The 12,113-nt window shown below is 70.6% G+C and carries 12 protein-coding genes; 8 read left to right on the top strand and 4 right to left on the bottom strand.

Annotation, left to right across the window (positions count from 1 at the left end; translation table 11 throughout):
* Together ACQEVG_RS07900 and ACQEVG_RS07895 are read left to right on the top strand one after the other, a co-directional pair.
* Positions 1–1,245: a cytochrome P450 gene (locus tag ACQEVG_RS07900; protein WP_432979034.1), complete on the top strand. Its 1,245-nt coding sequence runs from the start codon at positions 1–3 to the stop codon at positions 1,243–1,245.
* Positions 1,246–1,348: 103 nt separating this feature from the next.
* The gene (locus tag ACQEVG_RS07895) at positions 1,349–2,053 is read left to right on the top strand and encodes a hypothetical protein (protein ID WP_432979031.1); all 705 of its coding nucleotides are present in this window, start codon (positions 1,349–1,351) and stop codon (positions 2,051–2,053) included.
* Positions 2,054–2,217: 164 nt separating this feature from the next.
* Here the strand turns inward: ACQEVG_RS07895 and ACQEVG_RS07890 are convergent, their stop codons facing one another.
* Positions 2,218–4,242: a bifunctional glycosyltransferase 87/phosphatase PAP2 family protein gene (locus ACQEVG_RS07890; protein ID WP_432979028.1), complete on the bottom strand. Its 2,025-nt coding sequence runs from the start codon at positions 4,240–4,242 to the stop codon at positions 2,218–2,220.
* Positions 4,243–4,432: 190 nt separating this feature from the next.
* Here ACQEVG_RS07890 and ACQEVG_RS07885 point away from each other — a divergent pair, with 190 nt between their 5' ends.
* The 4 genes from ACQEVG_RS07885 (at position 4,433) to ACQEVG_RS07870 (ending at position 7,228) form a co-directional block, all read left to right on the top strand.
* Positions 4,433–5,542 (top strand): DUF2330 domain-containing protein, encoded by a 1,110-nt coding sequence (locus ACQEVG_RS07885; protein ID WP_432979025.1) that lies wholly within the window; start codon positions 4,433–4,435, stop codon positions 5,540–5,542.
* 31 nt (positions 5,543–5,573) lie between these two features.
* The gene (locus ACQEVG_RS07880; RefSeq protein WP_432979022.1) at positions 5,574–6,245 is read left to right on the top strand and encodes an O-methyltransferase; all 672 of its coding nucleotides are present in this window, start codon (positions 5,574–5,576) and stop codon (positions 6,243–6,245) included.
* Positions 6,246–6,323: 78 nt separating this feature from the next.
* Positions 6,324–6,638 (top strand): antibiotic biosynthesis monooxygenase family protein, encoded by a 315-nt coding sequence (locus ACQEVG_RS07875; protein ID WP_432979019.1) that lies wholly within the window; start codon positions 6,324–6,326, stop codon positions 6,636–6,638.
* Positions 6,639–6,712: 74 nt separating this feature from the next.
* Positions 6,713–7,228 (top strand): GNAT family N-acetyltransferase, encoded by a 516-nt coding sequence (locus ACQEVG_RS07870; protein WP_432979016.1) that lies wholly within the window; start codon positions 6,713–6,715, stop codon positions 7,226–7,228.
* A gap of 11 nt (positions 7,229–7,239) precedes the next feature.
* Here ACQEVG_RS07870 and ACQEVG_RS07865 read toward each other — a convergent pair whose 3' ends face one another.
* Both ACQEVG_RS07865 and ACQEVG_RS07860 read right to left on the bottom strand, forming a co-directional pair.
* Complete coding sequence (locus ACQEVG_RS07865; protein WP_432979013.1) at positions 7,240–9,288, bottom strand: DHA2 family efflux MFS transporter permease subunit; 2,049 nt, start codon at positions 9,286–9,288, stop codon at positions 7,240–7,242.
* Between the two features lie 218 nt (positions 9,289–9,506).
* A complete protein-coding gene (locus tag ACQEVG_RS07860) occupies positions 9,507–10,139 on the bottom strand; it encodes a hypothetical protein (protein WP_432985501.1) in 633 nt (210 codons plus the stop codon).
* Between ACQEVG_RS07860 and ACQEVG_RS07855 the strand changes: the two genes are divergently transcribed.
* On the top strand, positions 10,027–10,356 hold the full coding sequence (locus tag ACQEVG_RS07855) for a peptidoglycan-binding domain-containing protein (RefSeq protein ID WP_432985156.1): 330 nt from the start codon (positions 10,027–10,029) through the stop codon (positions 10,354–10,356). The two genes, ACQEVG_RS07860 and ACQEVG_RS07855, sit on opposite strands and share 113 nt — an antisense overlap.
* 135 nt (positions 10,357–10,491) lie before the next feature.
* Entirely contained in the window at positions 10,492–11,160 is a 669-nt protein-coding gene (locus ACQEVG_RS07850) for an HAD-IA family hydrolase (protein ID WP_432979010.1), read from the top strand.
* Positions 11,161–11,284: 124 nt separating this feature from the next.
* Here ACQEVG_RS07850 and ACQEVG_RS07845 read toward each other — a convergent pair whose 3' ends face one another.
* Positions 11,285–11,869, bottom strand: coding sequence for a TMEM165/GDT1 family protein (locus ACQEVG_RS07845; RefSeq protein ID WP_432979007.1), 585 nt, complete (start codon positions 11,867–11,869; stop codon positions 11,285–11,287).
* Between the last annotated feature and the right edge of the window lie 244 nt (positions 11,870–12,113).

Here is a 12,113-nt window from a genome sequence, read left to right as displayed (position 1 = left end):
ATGCCCCGCCCCCATCTGCCCGACGGCTTCGACTTCACCGACCCCGACCTGCTCCAAGCCCGCGTTCCGCACCCCGAGTTCGCCGAGATGCGGAAGACCGCCCCGGTCTGGTGGTGCGCACAGCCGGCCGGGATCTCCGGCTTCCAGGACGAGGGCTACTGGGCCGTTACCCGGCACGCCGATGTCAAGCATGTCTCCACACACCCCGAACTCTTCTCGTCCCACACCAACACCGCCGTCATCCGCTTCAACGAGCGCATCAGCCGCGACCAGATCGACGCGCAGAGGCTGATCATGCTCAACATGGACCCGCCCGAGCACACGCGCGTACGCCAGATCGTCCAGCGCGGCTTCACTCCCCGGGCGATCCGCTCCCTGGAAGAGGCCCTGCGAAACCGCGCCCGGGCCATCGTCGAGACGGCGCTCGCGGGCGCGAAGGACGACGGCAGCTTCGACTTCGTCAGCAACATCGCCGTCGAGCTGCCACTCCAGGCAATAGCCGAACTCATCGGCGTACCGCAGGAGGACCGCTCCAAGCTCTTCGACTGGTCCAACAAGATGGCGGCGTACGACGATCCCGAGTACGCCATCACCGAAGAGGTCGGCACCGAGGCCGCGATGGAGATCGTGATGTACGCGATGAACCTCGCCGCCGCCCGCAAGGAGTGTCCGGCCAAGGACATCGTCAGCCGGCTGGTCGCCGCGGAGGACGAAGGCAACCTCTCCAACGACGAGTTCGGCTTCTTTGTGATCCTGCTGGCGGTGGCGGGCAACGAGACCACGCGCAACGCCATCAGCCACGGCATGCACGCCTTCCTCACCCACCCCGAGCAGTGGGAACTCTTCAAGCGCGACCGCCCGGCGACGGCCGCGGAGGAGATCGTGCGCTGGGCGACGCCCGTCGTCTCCTTCCAGCGCACGGCAACCCAGGACGTGGAGCTGGGCGGTCAGCAGATCAAGAAGGGCGACCGGGTCGGGCTCTTCTACTCCTCCGCCAACAACGACCCCGAAGTCTTCAACGCACCCGAGCAGTTCGACATCACCCGCGAACCGAACCCCCACCTCGGCTTCGGCGGCGGAGGGCCGCACTTCTGCCTCGGCAAGTCGCTGGCCGTGATGGAGATCAACCTGATCTTCAACGCGACAGCGGACGTTCTGCCCGGCCTGCGCCTGGTCGGCGACCCGCGGCGGCTGCGCTCGGCGTGGCTGAACGGCATCAAGGAGCTGCAGGTCAGCCACGGCTGACCTAGCTGCCGTGGGAGGCAGGGGCAGACTCACCCCACGCCCCGCCCCTGCCTCCCTCTGTCGCGCCTCAGCAGGTAGATTCCTTCGCCAGGGGGTGCGTCAAATGAGTGAACCGAGCACGCAGCGGCGGATGTTCAACTGGATGAGGCGGGGCCGGACGGCCCGTCTCATCAGCGCGACGATCATCGGAGCGGTCACGGGACTGGCGCTCTTCAGTGTGACGCAGGTGACCGGGCGCAATCTCTTCATCATCACGGGCAGTGTTGCCGGCGTGGTCGCCGTGATCGTGATGGAGGCGTACGGACGAGGCGCCCGCCTGAGCGAGGTCAAGGTCACCGTCCCGCAGCTGAGCGAGTTCACCTTCGTGGTCAACAACGACGCCCGGCAGGTGGCGTGGCAGCTGTTCGTCGAGACTGTGACGCGCGTCTCCACACAGCCGCTGGCGAGCGACGAGGGCAACATCCGCGAGGCCATGAACTCCCTGTACGGGCTGTTCGCGACCACCCGCGACACGTTGAAGGGCAGCCGCCCCTCGACGGGCATCGGGGGCGGCCAGACCGTCGAGTACCTGGCCGTCACGATGCTCAACCGCGAGCTGCGGCCCTTCCTGTCCGCCTGGCACCCCCGGCTCGGCACGTACGAGCGCGAGCACCCGGACGCCCCGGAAACGGACTGGCCGGACAACGAGACATGCCGCGAGGAACTGAGCGTGGTGCAGGGCCACCTGCACGCCTACGCGCTGGGGTTCGCCCGCCTCGCGGGCGTGCGGGACGCCGCTGCGCTGATCGGGACGCAGGGCCCGTCGTAAGGACTGGTCACCGCGACGAAGAGCGTCGTCCCGTCGCCGGCGAAGGCGAGCGACGATTCCGTCGCCCGAGTGGCGGAAACGGGACCGCGGGCGGATCCTGGCTGGAACGCGACGATCCACCCCAGGGGGTACGGGGACACCCGTACCCCCTGGGGCCGTGCGTGCTACTTCGGTGCGGCCGGGACCGGCGTCTCCGTCTCCGCCTGCGCCGCCCGCGCGAGTGCAACCGCGCCCGGGGGCACCCGGAGCTGCCGTCGGCCCGCCAGGACGTGCGTGAGGCCGAAGCCCGCGCCGACGACCGCCGCGCCGCCCGCCGCGTCCAGGACCCAGTGGTTCGCGGTGGCGACGATCGCGCACACCGTGAAGAGCGGGTGGAGCAGCGCGAGGAGCTTCATCCACAGCTTGGGTGCGAGAACGAGGACGACCAGGCCGCACCAGAGGGACCAGCCGAAGTGCAGCGAGGGCATCGCCGCGTACTGGTTGGTGACCGCGGTCATCGCGCCGTAGTCCGGGTTGGCGAGGTCCTGCGGGCCGTGGACGGTGTCGATGAACTCCATGCCGGGCATCAGGCGCGGCGGGGCCAGCGGGTAGAGCCAGAAACCGAGCAGCGCGAGAAGCGTGGCGAAGGCGAGGGATGCGCGGGCCCAGCGGTAGTCGGCGGGGCGGCGGACGTAGAGCACGCCGAGGATGGTCAGCGGCACAACGAAGTGAAAGGACGCGTAGTAGAAGTTGAAGAAGGCTTCGGCCCACTTCACCTTCACCACCGCGTGGTTGACCCAGTGCTCGATGTCGATGCGGAGCGCCTGCTCGATGGAGACGATCTGGCGGCCGTGCTCCTCGGCCGCGGTGACGCCGCCGGTCGCGGCGGCGCGGATGTGCGAGTAGACGGAGTAGCCGACCCGGATCACCAGCAGTTCGAGGAGCAGGTTGGGGCGGCTGAGCACACGCCGCCAGAAGGGCAGCAGTGGCACCCGGCGCCAGCGGGCCGGGGCGGGCAGGGCGTACTCGGTGGGGATGGGCGCGCGGAAGTACGGCGAGGTCCGGGGCAGGAACGGCACCGCGCAGGCGGCCGCGAGCGCGGCGACCAGGACGACGTTGTCGCGTAGGGGAAGGAGCACCGCCATGTTGGGCAGCAGCATCGTTCCGGGCAGCGTCATCGCCAGGACTGTCAGGACGGGCCAGAGCATGCGGTCGGCCGCGCGCCTGCCGACGCGGCCGACTACGGCGAGGAGCACCCACAGGAGCTGGTGCTGCCAGGCGGTGGGTGAGACGGCGACGGCGACGCAGCCGGTGAGGGCGACGGCGAGGAGGAGCTGGCCGTCCTGGGCGTAGCGGACGGCGCGGCGCAGTCCGAACCAGCAGACCGCGGCGGCGAGCGCGACGTAGAGGGCGATCTCGAGCGGGCCCTGGAGGCCGAGGCGCAGAAGCGCGCCGTGCAGGGACTGATTGGCGAGGCTGTCGGGTCGGGCTCCGAGTCCGGCGCCCGCGACATGGTGGACCCAGTACGTCCAGGAGTCGCTCGGGAGCGCTGCCCAGGCGAGTGCCGAGCAGGCGGCGAAGGTGCCGGCCGAGGTGACGGCGGCGCGTCTGCGGCCGGTGAACCAGAGCAGCGGCGCGAAGAGCAGGACTGTGGGCTGAAGGGCCGCGCCGACACCGATCAGCAGGCCGGACGCTCTTTCCCCGCGGGCGGCGAAGCAGCCGAGGAGGACGAGCAGCACCGGGATAATGCTGGTCTGGCCGAGGTAGAAGCTGTTGCGCACGGGCAGCGAGAGCATCAGCAGGCTGATGGCGATGGGGGCGGCGAGCAGGCCGCTGCGGCGCGACACGGGGCCCGGGAGTGCGCGGGCGACGACCAGGCCGAGGCCGACGACGAGCAGGAGTGTGCCGAAGGTCCAGGCGACGCCGAGGCTCTGCTCGGCGGAGCGGGCGAGCGGTTTGAGGACGAGTCCCGCGAAGGGTGTGCCGGTGAACTTGTCGGCGTCGTACAGCGAGCCCTTCACATGCAGGACGCCGTTCTCGCCGAGCCAGGTCTCCAGGTCGGTCAGCCGCTCGCCGGGCGGCTGCCGGAGCACCGCTGCCGCCTGCCGTATCGCGAGGACGGCGGCCATGAGCCACAGGGCGGCCCTGGCAACGCCCATCCTCGAGTCCGTCGTCCCGCTCCCGCGCACGCTGTGCTCCGCGTTCGCCACGTCGCGCCGGCCTCCCCTACGTTCTGCGTTTGTGGTTCATAGAGCCTCGCATTGCCCCATGAAGGAGACCCAGGCAACCCCGTCTTAGCCTGAGTGTCACCCTGTTTTGACCGAATATCTCGCCGACCGGTACCGGAACCGGACGTTCGGGACCGTCGTCACAGGAGGCATGCGGGGGAACATACAAGAAATGCGCGGCAGGATTCTGCTGGTCGTGGCAGCGCTGCTCGCGCTGCAGCTCGGATCGCTGATCAGCCCGGCGTACGCGTGCGGTTGCGGGGCGATGGTCCCGGACCGCGGGTCCCATATGGCGGTCGACCGCGAGACCTCGGTGGTGGGCTGGGACGGGCGTACGGAACAGATCGTCCTGCGCTTCACGGTCGACGGAAACGCGCGGAAGGCCGCGTGGATCATGCCGGTGCCCAGCAGGGCGACGGTGGAACTCGGTGACCGGGCGGTCTTCGACGAGCTGGAGACGGTGAGCGCGCCGGAACACAGGACGCGGCACTACTTCTGGCCGCGCGCCCACGACTGGCCGTTCTCGGGCTCGGACACGGACGGCGCGGCAGCGGCAGCGCCGCCGCCGGGAGCCAGGGCTCCGGTGGGCGTGGTGGGGCGCGAGCGCCTCGGCGACTTCGATGTGGCACGGCTGACGGCGACGGAGCCGGGGGCGCTGCGGAGCTGGCTGGAAGCCAACGGCTTCCAGTTGCCGCCCGGACTTGCGACGGAGCTGAAGCCGTACGTCGCTCAGAAGTGGGAGTACGTGGCCGTGCGGCTGGCGCCCGAGGCGGAGGGTGCGATGCTGCGCGGCACGCTCGACCCGCTGCGGCTGCGGTTCGCCAGCGACCGGCTGATCTACCCGATGCGGCTGTCCCGGCTGGCCAAGAACGCTCAGTCGCTGGGCCTGTTCGTGCTGGCGCCGCACCGGATGGAGCCGAAGTCCTCGATCGGCGGGGATGCGCCGGAGGTGACGTACGCGGGCAAGGTCCCGGCGGACGGGGTGCTCGCCGGGTTGGCGGGCGGCGGACAGACCTTCCTGACGGCGCTGGACCAGAGGTTCCCGGAGCCGGGGCGGATCAGTGGCGATCACGAGCTGCGGGCAGCTGAGGCGGACACTCCTTTCCGGCGGGTGGTGTACAAGGACGAGCTGCTGATGGCGGGCGGTGTGCCGGTGTGGCTGCTGACGGTCGGCGGCGGGCTCGCGGCGCTCGTGGGCGCGGCGCTGTGGCGCGTACGGGCCAGGCGCCGCAGGCCGGTCGTGCCGCCGCCCCCGGTGCATGTGCCGCCGCCGCTCGCCTGAAAAGTGGGGCCCGCTGAAATAGGTTGGGCCTATGACTCAGGAGCAGTGGAACGCAGTTGACCGCTTCATCACCGACCACCTCGTCCACGACGACGAAGCCCTCAAAGCGGCCCTCGCGGCGAGCGACGAGGCCGGCCTTCCCGCCATCGCCGTTGCCGCGAACCAGGGCAAGCTGCTGAATCTGCTGGCCCGGATCCACGGCGCCCGCAGTGTGCTCGAGATCGGCACACTGGGCGGCTACAGCACGATCTGGCTGGCCAGGGCACTGCCGGAGGGCGGCAGGCTGATCACCCTCGAATACAACCCGGCCCACGCGGAGGTCGCCCGCGCGAACCTGGCCCACGCGGGCCTCGACAAGATCGCCGAAGTCCGCGTGGGCGCGGCCCTGGAGACCTTGCCGAAACTGGTCACCGAGCCGGGCGCGGGCCCCTTCGACCTGGTCTTCATCGACGCGGACAAGCAGAACAACCCGCGCTACATCGAGTGGTCCCTCAAGCTGACCCGCCCCGGCAGCCTGATCATCGTCGACAACGCGATCCGCGGCGGCGGGGTGACGGACGCGGACAGCACGGACCCGGCGATCCTGGGCACGCAGGAGATGTACGAACTGGTGGCGCGTGAGCCGCGGCTGGACGCGACGGCGGTGCAGACGGTGGGAACGAAGGGGTACGACGGTTTCCTGCTGGCGAGGGTGGTGGACTGACACGTCCGGTCAGCGGCCCGTCGGCGGCTCCGGCCGGGGTCCTCAGCTCTCGCGTGGGCGGTGCGGCAGGATGGGCGCATGAGCATTGTGAAGATCAACGCCCTGACCGTGCCCGAGGAGCAGCGCGAGGTGCTGGAGAAGCGCTTCGCGTCACGAGCCGGGTCGGTGGAGAACTCCGACGGCTTCGAGTGGTTCGAACTCCTTCGTCCGCTCGAAGGGACCGACCAGTACCTCGTCTACACGCGCTGGCGCGACGAGGCCGCGTTCCAGGCATGGATGGAGGGCTCGATGAAGACGGCGCACCAGGGCGGCGGGGAGCGGCCGAAGTCCGCCGCCACCGGGTCCACGCTCTGGTCGTTCGAGGTGGTGCAGCAGGCCGCGCCCAAGGCGTAGGCCCTCTTCGGGCCCGCCGGGAAGCGCAGGAAATCGTTGGCCAAGGGTTCGGTGGCTCGGGTAGAGAGAGCGTCATGACGACGTGGACCATGGCCCCCGAAGCCTTCGATTCCCCCGACGCCGGCGTGCTGCGGCGCGAGTACTACGACGAGGTCGCGAGCCGCTACTGGAAGCGGCCCGCGACCGCCGGGGAGATCGACCAGGGGCTGACCGGAGACGGCGTCGAGCAACTCACGCCGCCCACCGGACAGTTCGTCGTCGGGCGGTACGGTGGCAGGGCCGCGGCATGCGGCGGGGTGCTGATGCTGGACGCCGAGCGGGCCGAGCTGACCCGGGTCTTTCTGCGGCCCGCCTTCCGCGGCAGGCAGGGCGCGGGGCTGCTGCTGGCAGCCCTGGAGGACGCGGCGCGCGGACTCGGGGCGCGGCGGATGGTGCTCAATACCCGGCTCGATCTCATCGAGGCACGCAAGCTGTATCTCCGGCACGGCTACGCGGAGATCCCGGCGTACTGCTCGGGGCCGTACATGGAGGTCTGGTACGGCAAGGCGCTGTGCCCGGGGGCGGCCGGGAGCCGAGGGGCGCAAGCCTGACGCCAGGGGCTTCAGCGCGCGTGGTCCCGCTTCGGGGCAGGGCTGTACGGGCGCTCCTCGTCCGAGCCGCACAGTTCCGCCGTCAGGTCCCGGACCAGCTGCACCAGATCCGTCGGGCGATCCGGGCCCCACCAGTCGCCGAGCAGCTCCGCGAGCGACTCCTCGCGGGCGTTCGAAAGACGTACGGCCGCCTCCATCCCCCGGTCGGTGAGCAGCAGTTGCAGCCCCTCGCGACGGGCCAGGCCCCGCTCTTCCACCTGACGCGAGGCCTCGGTGATCGCGCGCAGCGGCACCGGCGTGGTGTCGGCGAGCAACTGGGGCTCCACCAGACCGTGGCGGCGGATGCGCAGCAGCAGCCAACTGGCCGCCGGCAACAGGTCGTACCCCGCCTTCTCGGTGATCCTCTCGTAGATCTGGCGCCGGCCGTCGCGCGAGCCGAGCACCGAAAGCGCCCGTGCCACCTCCTCGCGGGAGGAGCGCGTGACCGGGTTGGAGGCCACCGTCTCGCTCGGGTCGGGCGCGGTTACCGAGCCGCGCAGCTTGTCCTCCTTGAGGAACCAGGCGACGACGAAGGCGACGGCCACCACGGGAACTGCGTACAGGAAGACGTCGGTGATGGACGACGAGTACGCGTGCAGCACCGAGGGGCGCAGCGTGGACGGCAGTTCGGCGATCGCGCGCGGGTCGGCCGCCAGCTCGCGGGCCCCGGCGCCCGGCGGCACCTGCTGTCCGGCGAGCGCGTCGGCCAGCTTGTTCTCGAGCCCGTTGGTGAAGATCGTGCCGAAGATGGCGACGCCGAACGAGGCGCCGATGGAGCGGAAGAAGGTCGCCCCGGACGTGGCGACACCCAGGTCCGCGTAGCTGACCGCGTTCTGGACCACCAGCACCAGCACCTGCATCACCAGGCCGAGACCGGCGCCGAAGACGAAGAAGTACGCACTCATCTCCCAGGTGGAGCTCGTCTCCTTGAGCTGGTGGAGCAGGACCAGGCCGACGGCGGTGACGCCGGTGCCCGCGATCGGGAAGACCTTCCAGCGTCCTGTGCGGCTGACGATCTGTCCGGACGCGGTCGAGGTGAGCAGCATGCCGAGCACCATCGGCAGCATGTGCACACCGGACAGGGTCGGCGCGACGCCCTGCAGGACCTGGAGGAACGTCGGCAGATAGGTCATCGCGCCGAACATCGCGAAGCCGACGATGAAGCTGATGACGGCGACGAGCGAGAAGGTGCGGATCCGGAACAGCCCCAGCGGTAGCACTGGTTCGGCGGCGCGCTGCTCCACATACAGAAAAGCGACGAGAAGTACGGCGCCGAGTACGGCGAGACCGATGATCTGACTCGAGCCCCAGGCCCAGGTGGTGCCGCCGAGGGAGGCGACCAGGACCAGACAGGTGGCGACGGATGCGATGAGGAAGGTGCCGAGGTAGTCGATGGTGTGCCGGGTCGGGCGCGCCGGGATGTGCAGCACGGCGGCGATGACGAGCAGTGCCACGACGCCGATGGGCAGATTGATGTAGAACACCCAGCGCCAGCTGAGATGTTCGGTGAAGAAGCCGCCGAGGAGCGGCCCGAGGACGCTCATCGCGCCGAAGACCCCGCCGAACAGGCCCTGGTACTTTCCGCGTTCGCGCGGCGAGACGATGTCGCCGACGATCGCCATCGACAGGACGATGAGGCCGCCGCCGCCCAGACCCTGGAGCGCGCGGAAGCCGATGAGCTGCGGCATGTTCTGCGCGATGCCGCACAGCGCGGAGCCGATGAGGAAGATGACGATGGCGGCCTGGAAGAGCTTCTTGCGGCCGTACTGGTCACCGAGCTTGCCCCACAGGGGCGTCGCCGCGGTCGAGGCCAGGATGTACGCGGTGACCACCCAGGACAGATGGTTCATGCCGCCGAGCTCGCTGACGATGGTCGGCAGCGCGGTGGAGACGATCGTCTGGTCGAGGGCGGCGAGCAGCAGGCCGAGCAGCAGTGCGCCGATGGCAACCATGACGGCCTGCCGGTTCTGGCCCTCGCCCGGGGCCGGACTGACGGCCTCGGTGCTCACTTCCTGAGCCATGCCGCTCTCTCTCCTCGCCGCTCTCCGCATCACACTCCTCCCCATCGTGGTGGCTGTGACCGGTTATGGCCTGCCGAGGTGGCGGGCGCCGTTGGGCGCCGGGTGGGGCGGCTGCATAATCGCTCGCAGGTCAAGGGGAGGGAACCGGCGATGACCGGACACGTGTGTCCTGAATGCGGTACGCCGCGCGGTACCGGGGGCAGAGCCGGGCCCGGCTGTCACTGTGCGGAGCGGGGGTTCGACCCGCTGCGGGTGCGGCCGTATGTGGCCTTGCACAACGTGGGTGAGAGCGGGTCGGGGCCGGACGCGGAGACGATGCCGCTGCTGCTGCCGGATGCGTTGGTTCCGATGCCGGTTCCGATGCCGGTTCCGATGCCGGTTCCGATGCCGGGTGACGAGTCGGACGCGCTCGACGCGGTGGGCCTTACGGCAGTGGACCTGACTGCGGTGGACCTGACTCCGGTGAGCCTCGCTCCGGGGCGCCACCGCGGCCGGCGGCGGCCGTACCGGGGTCTGTTGGTGGTCGCGGCGGCGGTGGCGGTGGCGGGGACCGCGGCATTCGCCTCAGGGCTTTTCTCCGGGGACGACGAGCGCGACAAGGCCCTGCCGGACCGGGAGACGAGTGCGCCGAGCGTGAGTGTCCTGCCGGACGCGCCCTCGTCGGCGCCGACCGCCTCCGCCGACGCCTCGGCGTCCGCGTCGGCCTCGCCGTCCGGCAGGCCGACGGCGTCCGCGTCGTTGCGCAGGGCCCCCGGGCCGTCCGCGCCCGCGGATCGGTCGACGCCGCCGCCCGCGACGCCGAGTGCGTCGGAGTCGGCCTCCGCGGCGCCGTTGGGTGCCCGGTCGGGCACGCTGCGCCCCGGGGACAGCGGACCGGAGGTCGTGGAGCTCCAGCAGCGGCTGGCCGAGGTGTGGCTGTACTCGGGCCCGATGGACGGGCAGTACAGCCAGTCCGTCGAGACCGCGGTGCGCGGCTACCAGGACGACCGGCACGTCAAGGGCGACCCCAAGGGGGTCTACGGCCCGAAGACGCGCCGTGCGCTGGAGAGCGAGACGCAGGACGGGTGACGCTCGGTCTGCGCCGACCGGGTGGCGCATACCCCCCGGTTTTTGTATCGTGGTGGAACAAAGTGGTTCCGTCCGTATTCCCTGACCGGCGGGCGGAACCGCTTGTTCTCTTCTCCCGTGCCCTGGAGTACGCCGATGCCGGCAACCGCCCCGCTCGTTCTGACCGCCCGCGCCCTCCTGCTCGACATGGACGGCACCATCGTCAACTCGGACGCGGTGGTGGAACGCTGCTGGCGCCAGTGGGCGACCGAGCACGGCCTGGACCCGGACGAGGCGCTGAAGGTCGTACACGGGAGGCAGGGGTACGCCACGATGGCGGCGCTCCTGCCCGACCGGCCGATGGAGCAGAACCACGCCGAGAACCGCGTGCTGCTCGCACAGGAGACCGCGGACACCGACGGCGTCGTCCCGGTCGCGGGCGCCCCCGCCTTCATGGCAGCCATCGCGAGGCTCCCGCACGCCCTGGTGACCTCGGCGGACGAGGCCCTGGCCCAGGCACGGCTGGCCGCGGCCGGACTGCCGATACCGGAGATCCGGGTCACCGCCGAACGCGTCGGCGCGAGCAAGCCGGACCCGGAGGGCTTCCTCAAGGGCGGGGCCGAACTCGGCTTCGCCCCGGCGGACTGCGTGGCCTTCGAGGACTCCGAGGCGGGCATCGAGGCGGCGAGGGCGGCGGGCATGCGCGTGCTGGGTGTCGGCCCCCGCGCGGCGGCCCTGTCCCCGGACGCGCACGTCCAGGACCTGACCTCACTGCGCGTGGAGTCGGCGCCCGACGGCACGATCCGCCTGTACGTCACGGGGTGACGGTTTCCCCGGTCGGCCCGAGTCCTCGGGACGGCCGGCGGGGGAATTCAAGCCACGCCGGCAAAGGGTCGCCGCGTACCCGACGCGCCCCGCCCCCCAGGTCACCGCGTACGCGCCCCGCGCCCTACCCCGCCACCGCCTCGAACAAGCTGAACCCGGCCAGCACCAGCATCAACCCCGCCGCCACCCTCGTGATCAACCTCAGCGGCACGTACTTCATCAGCGTCCGCCCGCCCAGAATCCCCAGCCCCGCCACCGTCCACAGCGCCAGCACCGCCCCCAAGCCCACCGCCGGCGGGCTGTCGTAACGCGCGGCCAGATTCGCGGTCATGATCTGGGTCAGATCACCGAACTCCGCCACCAGAATCAGCATGAAGCCCGCCCCGGAGACCTTCCAGAAAGACTGGTCCGCCGGGGCCTTGATGTGTTCCTCGTCGCCGTCGTCCTTCTTCAGCAGCAGCACGAGTGCCCCCGCAAGGAAGAGGACGCCCACCACCGCCTGCACCAGCCGGTGCGGCAGCAGTGTGAGCACGCTGCCCGCCGCGACAGCGAGCGCGACATGGACCGCGAACGCGGCCGCGACGCCCGCGAAGACGTACGAGGCGCGGTAGCGGGTACCGAGCATCAGACCGGCGAGCGCGGTCTTGTCGGGGAGTTCGGCGAGAAAGACGACACCGAAGGTGATCGCCAGGGGGGTGAAGCTGAGCACGGAACGGACTCCTCGATCGGTCGGGCTGCCGGACCGAGAGACCTGATCGGAAAAGGGGGTCGCTTCGGCACGGCAGCGTCACGTGAAAGCACAGGACACTGCGGCCGAAGGTCTCGCTGGCGGGCCGGGTCGAACTGGTCGACGAGGGCCGCCTCCGGGCGCCGGCCGGGCACGAGGCCCGGCAGTATGTCGACGTTCCGGCGAAGAGCTACTCCCCTTCTGCTCCGTTCAGGGTACGTCGGGC

The sequence above is a fragment of the Streptomyces sp. CA-135486 genome, assembly GCF_050936555.1.
Classification (GTDB): Bacteria; Actinomycetota; Actinomycetes; order Streptomycetales; family Streptomycetaceae; genus Streptomyces.
Note: the sequence above shows the minus strand (reverse complement) of the source record. Positions and strands in the feature narration are given on the sequence as shown.

What these genes read in the sequence shown, in the direction of transcription:
- ACQEVG_RS07900 (WP_432979034.1), top strand. Translation starts at nt 1, where the DNA reads ATGCCCCGCCCCCATCTGCCCGACGGCTTCGACTTCACCGACCCCGAC.
- ACQEVG_RS07895 (WP_432979031.1), top strand. Translation starts at nt 1,349, where the DNA reads ATGAGTGAACCGAGCACGCAGCGGCGGATGTTCAACTGGATGAGGCGG.
- ACQEVG_RS07885 (WP_432979025.1), top strand. Translation starts at nt 4,433, where the DNA reads ATGCGCGGCAGGATTCTGCTGGTCGTGGCAGCGCTGCTCGCGCTGCAG.
- ACQEVG_RS07880 (WP_432979022.1), top strand. Translation starts at nt 5,574, where the DNA reads ATGACTCAGGAGCAGTGGAACGCAGTTGACCGCTTCATCACCGACCAC.
- ACQEVG_RS07875 (WP_432979019.1), top strand. Translation starts at nt 6,324, where the DNA reads ATGAGCATTGTGAAGATCAACGCCCTGACCGTGCCCGAGGAGCAGCGC.
- ACQEVG_RS07870 (WP_432979016.1), top strand. Translation starts at nt 6,713, where the DNA reads ATGACGACGTGGACCATGGCCCCCGAAGCCTTCGATTCCCCCGACGCC.
- ACQEVG_RS07865 (WP_432979013.1), bottom strand. Translation starts at nt 9,288, where the DNA reads ATGGCTCAGGAAGTGAGCACCGAGGCCGTCAGTCCGGCCCCGGGCGAG.
- ACQEVG_RS07850 (WP_432979010.1), top strand. Translation starts at nt 10,492, where the DNA reads ATGCCGGCAACCGCCCCGCTCGTTCTGACCGCCCGCGCCCTCCTGCTC.